This is a genomic window from Pseudomonas sp. PDM01 (assembly GCF_014852325.1).
GTDB classification, from domain to species: Bacteria; Pseudomonadota; Gammaproteobacteria; order Pseudomonadales; family Pseudomonadaceae; genus Aquipseudomonas; species Aquipseudomonas migulae.
On record NZ_JACVBK010000001.1, the window covers coordinates 649,382 to 664,805 of the forward strand.

12 protein-coding genes are annotated in these 15,424 nt (G+C 59.1%); 9 read left to right on the forward strand and 3 right to left on the reverse strand.

Annotated elements, in window-relative coordinates:
* Window positions 1-202: 202 nt before the first annotated feature.
* The 3 genes from IB246_RS03035 (at window position 203) to pgm (ending at window position 4,847) form a co-directional block, all read left to right on the forward strand.
* Window positions 203-1,693, forward strand: a complete 1,491-nt coding sequence (locus tag IB246_RS03035; protein WP_008044291.1) for a hypothetical protein — start codon at window positions 203-205, stop codon at window positions 1,691-1,693.
* Entirely contained in the window at window positions 1,690-3,090 is a 1,401-nt protein-coding gene (locus IB246_RS03040) for a PLP-dependent aminotransferase family protein (RefSeq protein WP_008044293.1), read from the forward strand. Before IB246_RS03035 ends, IB246_RS03040 begins: the two co-directional genes overlap by 4 nt.
* A gap of 110 nt (window positions 3,091-3,200) precedes the next feature.
* Window positions 3,201-4,847 (forward strand): phosphoglucomutase (alpha-D-glucose-1,6-bisphosphate-dependent), encoded by a 1,647-nt coding sequence (pgm, locus tag IB246_RS03045; RefSeq protein ID WP_008044295.1) that lies wholly within the window; start codon window positions 3,201-3,203, stop codon window positions 4,845-4,847.
* Between the two features lie 174 nt (window positions 4,848-5,021).
* On the opposite strand, the gene IB246_RS03050 is transcribed toward pgm, so the two are convergent.
* On the reverse strand, window positions 5,022-5,717 hold the full coding sequence (locus IB246_RS03050) for a pirin family protein (RefSeq protein WP_008044296.1): 696 nt from the start codon (window positions 5,715-5,717) through the stop codon (window positions 5,022-5,024).
* A gap of 238 nt (window positions 5,718-5,955) precedes the next feature.
* Here IB246_RS03050 and IB246_RS03055 point away from each other — a divergent pair, with 238 nt between their 5' ends.
* A complete protein-coding gene (locus IB246_RS03055) occupies window positions 5,956-8,427 on the forward strand; it encodes a UvrD-helicase domain-containing protein (protein ID WP_008044297.1) in 2,472 nt (823 codons plus the stop codon).
* A 64-nt stretch (window positions 8,428-8,491) separates the two neighbouring features.
* Here the strand turns inward: IB246_RS03055 and IB246_RS03060 are convergent, their stop codons facing one another.
* Entirely contained in the window at window positions 8,492-8,764 is a 273-nt protein-coding gene (locus tag IB246_RS03060) for a DUF1652 domain-containing protein (RefSeq protein ID WP_008044298.1), read from the reverse strand.
* Between the two features lie 262 nt (window positions 8,765-9,026).
* Here IB246_RS03060 and IB246_RS03065 point away from each other — a divergent pair, with 262 nt between their 5' ends.
* The 4 genes from IB246_RS03065 to IB246_RS03080 are packed head-to-tail and all read left to right on the forward strand — an operon-like array spanning window position 9,027 to window position 12,801.
* Entirely contained in the window at window positions 9,027-9,842 is an 816-nt protein-coding gene (locus tag IB246_RS03065; RefSeq protein ID WP_008026304.1) for a helix-turn-helix transcriptional regulator, read from the forward strand.
* 50 nt (window positions 9,843-9,892) lie between these two features.
* The gene (locus tag IB246_RS03070; protein ID WP_008044304.1) at window positions 9,893-11,299 is read left to right on the forward strand and encodes an NAD(P)/FAD-dependent oxidoreductase; all 1,407 of its coding nucleotides are present in this window, start codon (window positions 9,893-9,895) and stop codon (window positions 11,297-11,299) included.
* Window positions 11,300-11,329: 30 nt separating this feature from the next.
* Complete coding sequence (locus tag IB246_RS03075) at window positions 11,330-11,671, forward strand: cupin domain-containing protein (RefSeq protein ID WP_008026311.1); 342 nt, start codon at window positions 11,330-11,332, stop codon at window positions 11,669-11,671.
* Between the two features lie 44 nt (window positions 11,672-11,715).
* A complete protein-coding gene (locus IB246_RS03080; RefSeq protein WP_008044305.1) occupies window positions 11,716-12,801 on the forward strand; it encodes a polyamine ABC transporter substrate-binding protein in 1,086 nt (361 codons plus the stop codon).
* A 43-nt stretch (window positions 12,802-12,844) separates the two neighbouring features.
* Here IB246_RS03080 and IB246_RS03085 read toward each other — a convergent pair whose 3' ends face one another.
* Complete coding sequence (locus IB246_RS03085) at window positions 12,845-13,501, reverse strand: lysozyme inhibitor LprI family protein (protein WP_008044306.1); 657 nt, start codon at window positions 13,499-13,501, stop codon at window positions 12,845-12,847.
* Window positions 13,502-13,911: 410 nt separating this feature from the next.
* Between IB246_RS03085 and IB246_RS03090 the strand changes: the two genes are divergently transcribed.
* Window positions 13,912-15,369 carry a serralysin family metalloprotease gene (locus IB246_RS03090; protein WP_008044308.1) on the forward strand — a complete coding sequence of 486 codons (1,458 nt, stop codon included), beginning with the start codon at window positions 13,912-13,914 and terminating at the stop codon, window positions 15,367-15,369.
* Window positions 15,370-15,424: the final 55 nt, after the last annotated feature.

Here is a 15,424-nt window from a genome sequence, read left to right on the forward strand (position 1 = left end):
GATGCCGGTGCTACGGGACTTCTGCGCCATCCGGCTTCGGCGCATGCAGCGTCGGCGATCAACTATTTCAAATAATTACCAAAAGTATAAGTGCTAGCCTTTGACAATAATGTCCAGCACTTCATCCGTGTCAGACAATCCGCTGTGCAGTGCATATCGCTGTTTATGCAGTACTGAACTTACGAGCATCAGGTAAATAAAGATGACCCATATCCATGATCAGGCGATGAACTATGTCTATCAGCAAATGCTGCAACGCTTGCTGAGTTTTTTCTCTCGGGCCGAACGCACGGCATTACAACTGATGATCCAGCGTCTGGTGGTGGCCGCGGGGGGCATGGAGCGCATTGGCGATTACAAGGTGCTGGCGATCCAGTCCGGCTCGCGGGACAGTTGCTATACCCTGGCGCTGCTGCGCGCCGCACAACTGAGCATTGCCGGCCGGGCGCCTGCCACGTTCCAGTTGCGCGTGGCCTCCCTGCGAATGAACGGTGCCAGCTCGATGGCCCAGGAAAATATCCATCGCAGCTACAGTTCGTTGTTTCTCTACGACGATCCGCGGGTCGAAGTGCTGATGGTGGATAACCGCGAAGTGTTGCCGTTCAGCCACCCGGCACCGATCTCCGATGCCGGTCGAGAAGCCAATCGGCTCAATGTGCTGATGGTGGGCCACCGTCGAACCTGGAACGGGCCAATTGATCTGTGGGACGACGGCTATCTGGCGACCGGCGAGTTCTATGGGCAGATCGCGCGTTGGGACGGTGGCGTCGATGCCTTGGTCAGCAGTGACACGTCACGTCAGCAAAAGCAGTTTCTCGAAGGCTTGAAGCGGGCGGCGGCCAAGGCCGGACTCAAGACCTCAAGTCCGGTTGAAACAGGCTTCGATGAACTGTTCGCCTTGCTCGATGAGATCGGCAGTGACTGCTATCGCACGTTTTATGCCGAACAGGGGCAGGCGGCATGGCGGCCGGCCGAGCGCTTCGAGGCCTGTCGCCGTACCACGTTCATCGACATTCAAGACATGCTGGTCAGCAACCTCGAAGAGCGTTGGCCGCTGCTCACCGAGTTTCTCGGTTTTCAACCTGACGAACTGGCAGCTCAGATCAGCGACAACGAATTCGTCAGCCTTTCGATATCCGCACACGTGCGGGGGCTGCAAGCGTGCTTTGTGCACGGTCGCAGCTATGAGGCGGGTGTCGCCGAATACTTGCAACGGGCGTTGGTGATGATGCGCCGCAAGCGACTCCCGGAGCGTTTGTGCGAGCAAGCAGTGGCGGTCTTCGGTAACCCGGCGAGGCTGTCCGAACAGCGTGGGCTGGCCGCGGCCGAGGCGCAAAAAAACCTCGGTTTGACCGAGGCTCAGCTGGTGTGCCTGCTCTTCGCACCCTTTGTCGAAAACGGTGCTGCCCTTGAGCGCTTTCTGCGTCAGTGCCATCCCGGAATGCTGGTGGCGATGCCTGATTTGCACCGGGCAATGCAGGGCAATCCGGTGTCGGAGCAGATTCTGCAATGGATGGTCGACGTCAGCGGGTTACCTGTCGGCCTGCTCGGCACACTTTACCGGATGGGGCCGGTGCCAGGGGCCGAGGGCAAGGTGGCTGACCCGGATGCCGATGGCGTGGACCTGCCATCGGAAGGCGCCAACTTTGGCGATGATGCCGCGGTGGCGGGTGAAGGGTCAGCGGGACATTGAAAGGACCACGCGAGACCGACTTTGCTTATCAGGCGGTGTACCGATACCTGACGCACCTGATCAATGAGCCGGTCAGCGACACGCGCGTGCGCCTGCCGTCGTTGCGTCAGTTGGCGGATCGTTTGAGCGTGTCGATTTCGACGATTCAGTACGCGTATTCGTTGCTGGAGAAAGAAGGGCGCGTGTATTCGGTCGCCAAATCCGGCTATTACGCGTTGCCGGTGTCCGCCATCAATGCGCCCGGCAATGGCAATGACTTGCTCGAAAGCGTTTATTTCAGTGCCAGGTGCCCGGGCATGCTGGTGTTGAGCGCCGATGAACCGGCATTGTTGCAGCCGCTCGACAGTCCGTTATTGCTGCTGGAACGGGAACTCCTGCGTCAGTATCCGCGCCAGCCGCAACCGCCTTCGCAGCCCTGCGGGGAACTGGAACTGCGTACCGCCCTGGCCGCGCGTTACACCACAACGCCGGTACGTTGCTGGCATGCCGATGACGTTTACATTGGCGCCGACTTGCGCGGTGTCCTGGAAATACTGATCGCCGTGTTGAGCCTCAAAGACGCTGCGGTGGTCCTTGAGTCTCCGTGTGACTGGGCGATTCTGCGCTTGCTCCAGGCCGCCGATGTCCAGGTGATCGAGTTGCCGCTGCAAACCGATGGCGGGCTAGACGTCGAACAGCTCAAGAAGCTGCTGGAGACCCACCCGGTGCGGTTGGTCGTGCTGTCATCCGCTTTGAACATGCCGCAAGGCAGCCTCGCAGATGACGACAACCGGCGAGCCATTGCGCAGCTCCTCGAACGGCATGGCAGCTGGGTGCTGGAAAACGATTGCTACGGCGAACTCGAATTCGAACCGGGCGGCTTGCGGTTTCGTGATCTGCTCGACCCTGACCGGCTGATCGTGTTTTCCACGTTCGAGAAAATCATCGGCCCGGAAGCGCCCTACGGCTTTCTGTTGTCGCGGCATTTCAGCGCCGAATTGCAGCGGCACTTTTTACTGCGTGCCTTTCGCCTGTCGCCGATTCGCCAGAAAGCCATCGCCCGTTTGTACGGTAACGGACGGATCGACCAGCACCTGCATGTGCTGCGCAGGTTGCTCAAGGACCGCAAGGTGCAGATGACGCAGTTGTTGCAGGAGCGCCTGGGCGACGCCTTGCATTTTGTCGAACCTCAGGGTGGTGCAACGATTTGGGTGCGCTCCCTGCGTCAGGTTGATGTGCGGCGGGTGTTTCAGCGCTTGCTCAAACATCAGGTGGTGATTGCGCCGGGCGAGCTGTTCAGTTTGCAGGGCCTGCACACGCAACACTTGCGCCTCAGTCATAGCTTTGGCGGTGATCATGATCTGGCCGCTGCACTGAGTCTGCTCGGCGATGCCTTGCGCCTGGAATCGGTAGACTGAGCATGTCCGCAAAACATCCTTTGCGTCCGTGGATCGATCCCATCGCGTTGCGGTCAAACTGCCAGTAAACTGCGTCCCTATTCCTGAACCACTCTATTCAGAGGTTTTGCATGACACTCAGTCCTTTTGCGGGCAAACCGGCACCGGCAGAGTTGTTGGTCGACATCCCGCGACTGGTAACGGCTTATTACACCGGCCAGCCCGATGCCGCGATCTCCACCCAGCGTGTCGCGTTCGGCACGTCCGGGCACCGAGGTAGCTCGTTCGACTTGAGTTTCAACGAATGGCACGTTCTGGCGATCAGCCAGGCGATCTGCCTGTACCGCGAAGCCCAGGGCATCGATGGTCCGCTGTTCGTCGGCATCGACACCCACGCGCTGTCCACCCCGGCGGGCGCCAGCGCCCTTGAAGTGCTGGCCGCCAACGGCGTGACGGTGATGATTGCCGAGGGTGACGAGTACACCCCGACACCAGCGATTTCCCACGCGATTCTCTGCTACAACCGTGGCCGCACCTCGGGCCTGGCAGACGGCATCGTCATCACGCCGTCCCATAACCCGCCGCAAAGCGGTGGCTACAAATACAACCCCACCAACGGTGGCCCGGCCGACACCCACATCACCAAGTGGATCGAAGCCAAGGCCAACGAGCTGCTGGGCAACAAGCTCGCCGGCGTCAAGCGCATCAGCTACGAGCAGGCGCTGAAGGCCAGCTCCACGCACCGTCACGATTACCTCAACACCTATGTCGCCGACCTGATCAACGTGATCGACTTTGACGCCATTCGCGACGCCAAACTGCGTCTGGGCGTCGATCCGCTGGGCGGAGCAGGGGTGCGTTACTGGTCGGCGATTGCCGAGCATTACAAGCTGGATCTGGACGTGGTGAACACGCAGGTCGATCCGACCTTCCGCTTCATGACGGTCGACTGGGATGGCCAGATCCGCATGGACCCTTCGTCCAGCCACGCCATGCAAGGCCTGATCGGCCTGAAAGAGCGTTTTGACGTCGCGTTCGCCTGCGACCCGGATCACGATCGCCATGGCATCGTGACGCCGTCCGGCGGTTTGCTCGCGCCGAACAGCTATCTGGCAGTGTCCATCGACTACCTGTTCCAGAACCGTCCGCAATGGCGCGCCGATGCCGCCGTGGGTAAAACCGTGGTCAGCAGTGGCTTGATCGATCGCGTGGCCAAGCGTTTGGGCCGTCGTTTGTACGAAGTGCCGGTCGGTTTCAAATGGTTTGCGGACGGTCTGTTCGACGGCTCGCTGGGTTTTGGCGGCGAAGAAAGCGCCGGCGCCTCGTTCCTGCGCAAGGACGGTGGCGTGTGGAGCACTGACAAGGACGGCTTGATCCCGGCTCTGTTGGCCGCGGAAATGACTGCCCGCACCGGTCGCGACCCGAGCCAGGCGTATCGCGCGTTGACCGATGAGCTGGGCGAACCGTTCTCGGTGCGGGTCGATGCCAAGGCCAATCCGCAACAGAAAGCCTTGCTGAGCAAGCTGTCACCGGAGCAGGTCACCTCGACCCAGCTTGCGGGCGAAGCGATCCAGAGCATCCTCAGCCACGCGCCGGGTAATGACCAGGCGATCGGCGGTTTGAAAGTCATGACCGAAAACGGCTGGTTCGCGGCGCGTCCGTCGGGTACCGAAGACATCTACAAGATCTACGCCGAGAGTTTCGTCAGTGACGAACACCTCAAGCAGTTGGTTGCCGAAGCTCAAACATTGGTGGATGGCGCTATTTCTGCGAAGTAAGTGAGGGCCCCTTCGCGGGCAAGCCTCGCTCCTACAAAAACGATGTCGTACGGTTCAATGTGGTCGGCGTAAACCTGTAGGAGCGAGGCTTGCCCGCGAAGGCGTCAGTAAAGCCATCGGCAAAAAAAGGGCGACTATGACAGTCGCCCCTTTTTTTGCCCGGCATTTACCCAATCAAGCCAGGTCCACCAAAACAATCTCACTGTCTTCAATGGCCGTCACGCGCAACACCTGCTCATCAGCCACCGCAACACCATCTCGAGCTTGTGCTCGCAAGCCATTGACTTCAATCACGCCCGTCGCCGGAACCAGGTAAGCACGGCGGCCATTGTCCAGACGATACTCCGCAGACTCGCCAGCCTTCAGGTTCGCCGCAACCAGGCGCGCATCCGCACGGATCCGCAGGCTTTGATCGTCGCCGGCCTTGCCGCTGGCCAGGGTCACGAAACCTTCGCGTTGGCCTTTAGGGAACGGTTTTGCGCCCCAGGACGGTGCCAGGCCTGTTTCGTTCGGGATGATCCAGATCTGGAAGATCCTGGTTTCAGTCGCTTCCAGGTTGTACTCACTGTGAGCGATCCCGGTGCCGGCGCTCATGACCTGCACATCGCCCGCTTCGGTGCGGCCCTTGTTACCGAGGTTGTCCTCGTGGGTAATCGCACCTTCACGGACATACGTGATGATTTCCATGTCCCGGTGCGGGTGTTTCGGGAAACCGGTACCCGAGGCGATCACGTCGTCGTTCCACACCCGAAGGTTGCCCCAGTTCATGCGTTTAGGGTCGTAGTATTCGGCGAACGAAAAGTGGTGATGAGCATCCAGCCAGCCATGGTGGGCGCCGCCCAGGGAGTTGAAGGGTCTGAGTTCGAGCATGATCGTCTCCTGAAAGGGGTGGTGAATGGCGAGCATCATCTATCAGGCACTGATCGATAAAAAGCGTAAAAAATGCCTCAATACAATCGAATAAATTGATATCAAATCACCTCGAAACATTCTCATCCAGCCTTCACTTCATCGCATAAGCCAATGACCTGTAAGCATTTCACTAGAACTGAACGGCAAATGCAGACACCATAGCCCTCAACAGCCTCACACCCTGGAGTCAGCCCGCGTGCCGCAACACACCCCCGATCTTCCTCCTGAACTTCGTCCCTTGGCCGAGATGCCGCTGCTCAAGCGCCTGGCCGCCCGATTCTTTGGCCACGGGCTGACGCGTCTGCGTGCACAACATCGGGCGTCGTGGCTGCATGGCCAGGCCGACGGTTTTCGCAGCGGTCACAGCGCTGGGGTGGATTACGGCTATAAGGAAGGCAAGCTCGAAGGGTTGGAGGAAGGTCGGCAGGTGTTGCTGATTCGTGACTCGCGCTCCACCGAACACCGGCCCCCCAACGTCGATGACAACCTGTTCGACGACTGGCGCCTGCCATTGAGCGCCGAGCTGAAGAAACGCATGAAGGCCGATGTCGCTCGTTTGCTCGCGCCGCACGCTCAACCCAGTGCCGCGCAGTGGAAAATGATCTTCAGCGATACGCCATCGACGTCGGTCATCGCCGGCGCGGGGGCGGGCAAGTCGACCACCCTGGTACTGCGTATTTTGCTGCTGACCCACTATCTGGGCTTTGAGCTGAGCTCAATGACCGTCGTGACCTTTACACGGGAGTCGCGCAAGGACTTCATCAACAAACTGATCGAGATGTTTGCGCTCTGGGGGCGGCCGCTCGGTTTCAAGGAGGCGCGGGACCTGGTGCGCACCTTCCATTCGCGAATCCTGCCCATGGTTCGCAGCCTGCCGGGCTTCGAGCGGCTGCAAGCGTTCGAAAACCTCAGCAACCGTGTGCAAGGCGCTGATGAGGAGGCCGATAGCAATCCTTTCGATTTGCGCATCAACGACGCCCAGCGTCAGCAGCTCAACGCCTGCTATCACAACCTGCACACGCGTGATGAGCGCTTTCGCGAACTGATCAAGCCGTTGTCGCGCCATGCCTTGCAGCTCAAGGAGCTGGAGCGCGATCACCCGGACGTGCAAAAACGCATGGCCGTGACCGAACTGGCCGCCAAGCGTGATGAAGAGCTGTGCGACTTGATTGAAGATTTGTGGTTTCGCGCGGGTGCCTGGCCCATCAAAGGCATCGAGCCCAATCGCCAGTCGTTTGATATCAACGGCTCGACCTTTCATTGCCATGGCTATATCCCGAGCCTGGACGCGTGGGTCGTGCTGGGTTTCGATCCTCGGGAAAACCCGCAGGTCAGCCGCCCGAATGCCAAGCTCAGCGTCCGCGCGGAATGGGCGGTAAAGCGAACCCTGTTTCAAGCTTTCTGTCGTAAGCCTTTGATATGGCTAGATAGTTATGAAGCCTCAAAACGTGTTTTGGCCTCCCTTGCGGGCGATGCCAGCGCCGGGCCGGGGTTCGATTACAAGGTCAAGGGCGAGCTCGGTTCCGCGCCGTTGCTGGACTGTTTTGTCGCGGCGGCCGGGTTCATCGAAAACCTTGGCCTGGATGTTCCGAATGCCGTGGGCCAGATGAGCTTCGCCAAGGACGACCCGGACCGGTTTTTCTTCGAGGCCTTGAGCCTGTTCTGGCGAGCCCTGGAAGATCATCTGCTGGATCAGAAGCCACCGGTGATGACCTACAACCGCATGTTCGCCTTGTTCAGCGAGCATTCCCCGGAAAACCAGAAGCTGTTGAGCGATGAACTGCTGCGGCCGCTGTCGCACCTGATGATCGACGAGTTTCAGGACGTATCGCCGCAGATTGTTTCCTGGATTCGCGCCAGCCTCGCCGAGATTCGCAGTCGCGGCCCGGCCATGCACGTGGGGCGCGGCGCTCAGCGTTCGTCGCTGCTGTGCGTGGGCGATGACTGGCAGTCCATTTATGGATGGCGCGGCAGTTCGCCGACGTATTTCATGGAGTTCAACAAGGAGTTCCCTTCGCCGAGCACGACCAAGGTCATGCTCAGCGACAACTATCGCAGCCATCAACACATCATCGATGCCGCCGAACACATCGTGCGCGCCGCGCCGGCCATCGCCGGCAAGAAGGCCAAGGCCAGTGGCGAGTCGAAAGCGCTGCTGCCGGTCAACGTGTTGGATCGGGATGATCAAGGCTTGGCCAAGCGGTTGATGGAGCACTACAGGCAGGGCGATACAATCTTGATGCTTTATCGAAAAAGCAGCGATAAGTCATTGATAGAAGAGCATATTCAGCCTGTAGTTAATGTTGATTCTAGCTTGCCGTACGAGTCGCGACGACTGAAGCAGTTGACCTATCACAGTGCCAAGGGTCTTCAGGCCGACGCCGTGTTTCTGCTGGGAGACTGCCAGCACCTGACCAGTTCGCCCTACAAGAATCAGGTCTACCGCATGGCGGGTCTGGGCAAGGCTGGCGACAACGAAGCTTACGATAACGCGCAAAAAGACGAGATTCTGCGACTGGCCTATGTCGGCATCACCCGGGCGGTCAGCCATTGCTACTGGTATGTCGATGGCCAGGACACCCAGGCGGCGAACATGCCCAAGGCCTCCGACCGGATCGGCAAGGGCAAGGCGTTTTTTGCCGATCACCGGAGCAAAACATCGGCGTAAACCCGTACTCACAAAAAAGCCCACAAGATGTGGGCTTTTTATTAGGGCAATTGCGCTTCAACCTTCAGGCATAACTCCTGAGGGTCACCGGAGGAATGAAAGAATTGAGCTCATCCTCCACCGCTTCAATGATTCGTTCTACGTCCGCTGCGTTCATGACAGTGGCGCACGGAATGCCGGCAATGGCGATCATGGTCTCGCCTGTGGCACGGTCAAAAAGACGGGCAATCATGCTGCCCGGTGCGTCCATGCTCGCCTCAAAACCCATGGGATGAAAATGCCAGCGCATCAGCTGGCAGGCGTTTGGAAAGGTGACTTTACTGAACCCTTTATTCATATGTTGCCCGCCTGATTCATCGAGCGCTTCCGTTAGCTCATGTTAGGAGGGAAGAGCCTTCATTGGCTCAACCGTTGACTGTCTTTAAAAGTAGCATCCGCATGTGAAAATAATGTGGATTTTTCAGGCCGATTGGCAATTGGTTGCTTTTTTTTGATTCGGGTCACAGCGCTGTGACCTTTCAGCAAAAGGCCGGTACTGCTTGCTCATTGAAGCCGGTGCGGAATTTCGGCAAGCTCGCCTTTTTCTCGTCGAGTCCTTTATGCATGCCGATGATGATGGTCCGCTGCAAACCCAGGCCACGAGCGAGACGGTCATGCGCTATCACCTGCGCTGGAAGCACCGCGACCTGGACGGCGTCATGGCGCTGTATCACCCGGACATCCAGTACAGCGACTTCTTCCAGAACCGCGTGATGGGGCTGGACGAATTGCGCGAGTACGTGCGCAGCAGCATGCCGCGCGATCCGGATGAAGCGCTGGAACACTCGGACCGCATCCGTCTGGACGGCAACACCGCGTTCATTCAATACCGCATTACTCTGCGCGGCGGTGAAGGGTTGGTGTCATTTCGGGCCAGCGAGGCGATTACCGTGCGTGACGGTCTGATCTGGCGAGTCAACGAATACGCCTCGCTGGTTCATGAGCAGCCCGTCAGCAAAACCGCAAACAGTGCGCGCCCGGCCGTCAGTCGGCTCGGGTTGTCGCCACGTCAACTGAGTTTCATGGCGCAGGACCTGCAACAGTACTTCCAGCACCAGCAACCCTATCTGGACCCGGAACTCGATTTGCAACGGGTGGCGAAGGCGTGCGGGTACAGCCGCAATCAGATGTCCTATCTGCTGAACCAGGTGCTGGGCCAGAGTTTCTACCGTTACGTGAACCAGGCGCGCTTGCAACATGTGCTCGCCGCGCTGGAAAACGCCGCGCCGCCACTGCGTATCGACGATCTGGCGTTTGCCGCCGGCTTCAATTCGCTCTCGGCGTTCTACAGCTGTTTCCGCCAACACACAGGTCTGTCGCCCAAGGCCTACGTCAAACAAATTTCTTTGCGTGCACGCGCGCAAGACAGCCTCTGAGCCCACGCACTAGGATCAACGCCATCGAAGTTTGAGTGGCGGAGTCTTGCATGCCGGCGTGGCGCACTATCAGTTTGTGGATGGATCAACTCGACGAGCCGTTGTTGGCGCGTCCGGCGCTGGAACACGATCTTGACGTCGACGTCGCCATCATCGGCGCGGGGTACACCGGGCTCTGGACTGCGTACTACCTCAAGCGCCTGGCGCCGGGCCTGAACATTGCCATCGTTGAAGCGCAGACCGCCGGTTTTGGCGCCTCCGGGCGTAATGGCGGCTGGTTGATGGGCAACCTCCTGGGGGAAGACCGTTTGCTCGCCGATTTACCGGCCGAGCGGCGGCGGGCGTCGTATGACCTGCTGCACAGCATTCCCGATGAAGTTGAAGTTGTCCTCGAACGTGAAGGCATCGCCTGCGATTACCGTAAAGGCGGGGCGCTGTATTGCGCGGCGCGGTATCCGGAACAGGAAACCAGCCTGCGACAGTATCTGGACAAACTGTATGGCCAGGGCCTGACGGAAAGCCATTACCGCTGGCTCAGCCCCGAGCAGTTGGCGCAACAGATCAGAATCGCCAAGCCTTATGGCGGTATCTATGCACCGCACGTGGCGACCCTGCACCCGGCAAAGTTGGTGCGAGGTCTGGCCCGGACGGTCGAACGCATGGGCGTCAGGATTTACGAAAACAGTCCGGTCACCCACTGGCAATCGGGCAGCCTGCGCACGGCGAAGGCCATGGTGAGCAGCCGCTGGATCGTTCCGGCGGTAGAAGGGTACGCGACCACGCTGCCTCCGCTGGGGCGCTATCAGTTGCCGGTGCAAAGCCTGATCGTCGCCACCGAACCGCTGTCCGCCGCCACTTGGGACGAAATCGGCCTGAGCCACGGGCAGGCGTTCGGCGAAAGCAGTCGCCAGGTGACTTACGGTCAGCGTACGGCGGACAACCGCCTGGTGTTCGGCGCGCGGGGTGGCTATCAGTTTGCCGGCAAGCTGCGCCATGACTTCGACCTGACCGCCAGTGAAGTCGAATTGCGGCGTTACCTGTTCGGCGAACTCTTCCCGCAACTCAAGAACGTACGTATCACCCATGGCTGGGGTGGCAACCTCGGCATGTCGCGGCGGTTCAAGCCGCACATGCTGTGCGATCAAGCGAGCGGCATTGCGATTTCCGGCGGTTATGGCGGGGAGGGCGTTGGTGCCAGCAACCTGGGTGGACGGACCTTGGCCGACTTGATCCTGCAACGCGATACCGAGCTGGTTCGCCAGCCATGGGTCATCCCTCAGGGCGGCATCGATGCACTGAAGCCCTGGGAGCCGGAACCCTGCCGCTGGCTCGGCTACAACGCGATCATCCGCAGCTTCGTCCATGAAGACCAGACCCTGGCCAACCCGGCTACCGCGCCTTGGCGACGCAAACTGGCCAGCGGGGTCGCCGGGTTCATGGAAGGTTTCATGCAGTAATCGGCGCTTTCTCCATAGACAGGTACTCCCATGGGCATCACGCAGTTCAAGAACACCGCAACCCTGAAGCTGGACGAATCAAACCCGGTCGCCGTGCCGTTGGGAACTCCCGTGGCGGTGGCGTCCACCACCAGTGTCGAACGCGACGACGGTGTCGAAACCGGCGTCTGGGAATGCACCCCCGGCCGTTGGCGTCGGCAGATCGTGGCCCAGGAATTCTGTCATTTCATCCAGGGGCGTTGCACCTTCACCCCGGATGACGGTGAAACCCTCCACATAGAAGCCGGTGACGCACTGATGTTGCCAGCCAACAGCCTCGGTATCTGGGACATCCAGGAAACCGTACGCAAGACCTACGTTTTGATTTTTTGATCCTCTGATTGCCTGCCAACAAAAACTCACACAGGAATCCACTCATGATCCGAAAGACCCTGGCACTCGCTCCCCTGGCGCTCGTCGTGAGCCTCAGCCACGCCGCCGACACTGTGAAGATCTACAACTGGTCGGACTACATCGCCCCGGACACCACCAAAGACTTTCAGAAAGAAACCGGCATCGGCTTCAGCTATGACGTGTACGACAGCAACGAAACCCTCGACGGCAAGTTGATGACCGGCAAATCCGGTTACGACGTGGTGTTCCCGTCCAACCACTTCATGGCGCGGCAGATAGAGGGCGGGGCGCTGAAGAAGCTCGACAAGAGCCAGTTGCCGAACTGGAAGAACCTCAACCCGGTACTGCTCAAAGCCCTGCAAACCAACGACCCGGGCAACGAGCATGGCTTCCCGTACCTGTGGGGCAGCACCGGCATCGGCTACAACATTGCCAAGGTCAAAGCGGTGTTGGGCGATAACGCGCCGGTGGATTCCTGGGACCTGATCTTCAAACCCGAAAACATGGCAAAACTGCAGAAGTGCGGCGTGGCCATCCTCGACAACGGGCCCGAGCTGCTGCCGGCCGCGCTGAACTACCTGGGGCTGCCGCATCACAGCAAGAACCCGGAAGACTACAAGAAGGCTGAAGCGCTGCTGATGAAAGTCCGGCCTTACGTCAGCTATTTCCACTCGTCCAAGTACACCAGCGACCTCGCCAACGGTGACATCTGCGTGGCGGTCGGTTTCTCCGGCGACATCCTGCAGGCCGAAAATCGCGCCAGGGAAGCCAAGAACGGCGTGGACATCGGCTATGCGATTCCCAAGGAAGGCGCCGCCATCTGGTTCGACATGGTCGCCATGCCCGCCGACGCCCCGGACGAAAAAGCCGGCTACGCCTTCATGGACTACCTGTTGCGCCCGGCTGTCATGGCCAGCATCAGCAACTACGTGCACTACGCCAATGGCAACGAACAGGCTGACAGCCTGATCGACCCGGCAATCAAGAACGACACCAAGGTTTATCCGAGCCCGGAAATGATGGGGAAACTGTTCGCGCTGGAAGCGATGCCGCTGAACATCGACCGGATTCGGACACGGGTGTGGAACAAGATTCGCACGGGCAGCTGACAGGTTGTACCAAGGCATCGGGACAGGATGTCCCGTTGCACAATCAGCCGACCGGCTCGACCGTGCAACTCATTTGCCCCGAGCCGGGTATCTGGAACAAGGCATCGCTGCCGTTCTGCAAGAAGCTGTAGCTCCCCCGGTAATCCTTGCCGTTGAATTGGGTTGCGGAATCATTTGGCACCTGGATAAGGGTGGCAGAGGTATTCGCCCATTTCAGGTACACGACACGCGGCTCGACATTGAAGTAAGTGACGGCGATCAGCGCGTTGAGCCCGGTGCAACGAAAGGCTACCGGGCCGTCGGTGAGCCTGCTCGGGTCCTTGGTTCGTGCAATCACCGAGCCCTGCCGTAGCTGATGTGCGCGCTCGGCATAACTGCGGATCGTGCAGGCCTTGGGTTCCGCCTCGGCAGAGCAGCGATTGCGGGCGTCTACCCAGAACCGTTGTTCGATCTCGACTTTGTCAGGCCGCGGCACGGAATGATCGTCTGTGAGCGCGAGGCGATAGAGGCGCGTCAGTTCAATGTCCATCTGCTTCAGTTGTGGGGTGCGGCAGATCAGCTTCTCGATGGCTGCGCTGGCCCTGGCGCAGTCGAAGCTGGTTGCCAGGACCGTATAAGTCCCGGCATTCGCGCACAGGCTCGTTGCCGCACAGGCACTGGCGGTAATGAGCTTGACCCACAAGGGCGTGACCCTTTTCATCTCGACTTCACCCGGATCATTTCATGAGGTCCGCGAAGAAAGTTAACCCGGTATTCAGTGTGGTCTCATTCTTCGAAAAGTCTAATTTTTACCCATGGAAGTGCGCGAATCAAAACGCCAATAGTCGGACGATTTTGATCCCGGTAACTTACGTTTATTTAATATTTAAATTGTAGATTGTCCGACAATAACGCTGGCTCATTATTTTAAATGCACTGACTTCTAATCGCGCCTATTGTTTTCGGGCATATTCTGAAGTGCGCAAACTTGACGCCAAAAAAGTAGTGGACGATTGATTTCAAATTGTGTCAGTTTTCTTTCGCCTTCATTGGGCGAGTGATAGGACGATCTCGCCAGAGATTGTTGCTATCTAAAAAAACTGTTCCATAGCAAAACAAGGAAGTGTGTTTATGTCTAAAGTAAAAGACAGCGCTATTGATTCCGCTGAACAGGCATTCCAGCCATTTCAAGCCTTGGCGGCTCCCAGTTCTGCGTTCAACCAGATCAATAGTTTCAGCCATCAGTATGACCGTGGCGGCAATCTGACGGTCAATGGCAAACCCTCGTTTTCCGTCGATCAGGCAGCCACCCAATTGCTGCGCGACGGAGCTGCCTACCAGGACAAGGACGGCAGCGGCAAAATCGAACTGACCTACACGTTCCTGACCTCGGCCTCGTCGAGCACCATGAACAAGCACGGGATTACCGGGTTCAGTCAGTTCAGTGCCCAGCAGAAAGGCCAGACCGTGCTCGCCCTGCAATCCTGGGCCGACGTCGCCAATGTCACCTTCACGGAAAAGGCCACCGGCGGCGACGGTCACATGACCTTCGGCAACTACAGCGGCGGCCAGGACGGCGCAGCGGCATTCGCTTATTTGCCTGGCACGGGCGCAGGTTACGACGGGACTTCCTGGTACCTGATCAACAGCAGCTACACGCCCAACAAGACCCCGGACCTGAACAACTACGGCCGGCAAACCCTGACCCACGAAATCGGGCACACCCTGGGCCTGGCTCACCCCGGCGACTACAACGCCGGTGAAGGCGCACCGACCTACAACGACGCGTCCTACGGGCAAGACACCCGCGGCTACAGCGTCATGAGTTACTGGAGTGAAAGCAACACCAGCCAGAACTTCAGCAAGGGCGGCGTCGAAGCTTATGCGTCGGGCCCGTTGATCGACGATATCGCGGCCATCCAGAAACTCTACGGCGCCAACACCACCACCCGCACCGGTGACACCACTTACGGCTTCAACTCCAACACCGGTCGCGATTTCCTGAGCGCGTCTTCATCGGCGGACAAGGTCGTGTTTTCGGTGTGGGACGCGGGCGGCAAGGACACCCTGGATTTCTCCGGGTTTACCCAAAACCAGAAGATCAACCTCAATGAGACCTCGTTCTCCGACGTTGGCGGCCTGGTGGGTAACGTGTCCATCGCCAAGGGCGTCACCGTCGAAAACGCCATTGGCGGTTCGGGCAATGATTTGCTGATCGGTAACGGTGTCTCCAACGAGCTGAAGGGCGGTGCCGGCAACGACATCCTTTACGGCGCGGGCGGTGCGGACAAGTTGTGGGGCGGCACCGGTTCGGACACCTTCGTGTTCGCCGCCAGCAGCGACTCCAAACCGGGTGCAGTCGACCAGATCCTCGATTTTGTCAGCGGCCTCGACAAGATTGACCTGACCGGCATCACCAACGGTGCAGGCCTGCATTTCGTGAGCGCATTCACGGGTGCGGTGGGCGATGCAGTGCTGACGACCTCCGGTGGTAACAGCCTGCTGTCGGTGGACTTCTCCGGGCATGGCGTGGCGGACTTCCTGGTCAGCACCGTCGGCCAGGCGGCGTACTCGGACATCGTGGCCTGATTCAAGGCAGAAGGAGGGCGGCGCCGATGCGCCGCCCTTTGTCACTTGAGCCACG

Excerpts from the sequence above, each read along its gene's own strand:
- IB246_RS03035 (WP_008044291.1), top strand. The coding sequence starts at position 203 with ATGACCCATATCCATGATCAGGCGATGAACTATGTCTATCAGCAAATG.
- pgm (WP_008044295.1), top strand. The coding sequence starts at position 3,201 with ATGACACTCAGTCCTTTTGCGGGCAAACCGGCACCGGCAGAGTTGTTG.
- IB246_RS03050 (WP_008044296.1), bottom strand. The coding sequence starts at position 5,717 with ATGCTCGAACTCAGACCCTTCAACTCCCTGGGCGGCGCCCACCATGGC.
- IB246_RS03060 (WP_008044298.1), bottom strand. The coding sequence starts at position 8,764 with ATGAATAAAGGGTTCAGTAAAGTCACCTTTCCAAACGCCTGCCAGCTG.
- IB246_RS03065 (WP_008026304.1), top strand. The coding sequence starts at position 9,027 with ATGCATGCCGATGATGATGGTCCGCTGCAAACCCAGGCCACGAGCGAG.
- IB246_RS03070 (WP_008044304.1), top strand. The coding sequence starts at position 9,893 with ATGCCGGCGTGGCGCACTATCAGTTTGTGGATGGATCAACTCGACGAG.
- IB246_RS03075 (WP_008026311.1), top strand. The coding sequence starts at position 11,330 with ATGGGCATCACGCAGTTCAAGAACACCGCAACCCTGAAGCTGGACGAA.
- IB246_RS03080 (WP_008044305.1), top strand. The coding sequence starts at position 11,716 with ATGATCCGAAAGACCCTGGCACTCGCTCCCCTGGCGCTCGTCGTGAGC.
- IB246_RS03085 (WP_008044306.1), bottom strand. The coding sequence starts at position 13,501 with ATGAAAAGGGTCACGCCCTTGTGGGTCAAGCTCATTACCGCCAGTGCC.
- IB246_RS03090 (WP_008044308.1), top strand. The coding sequence starts at position 13,912 with ATGTCTAAAGTAAAAGACAGCGCTATTGATTCCGCTGAACAGGCATTC.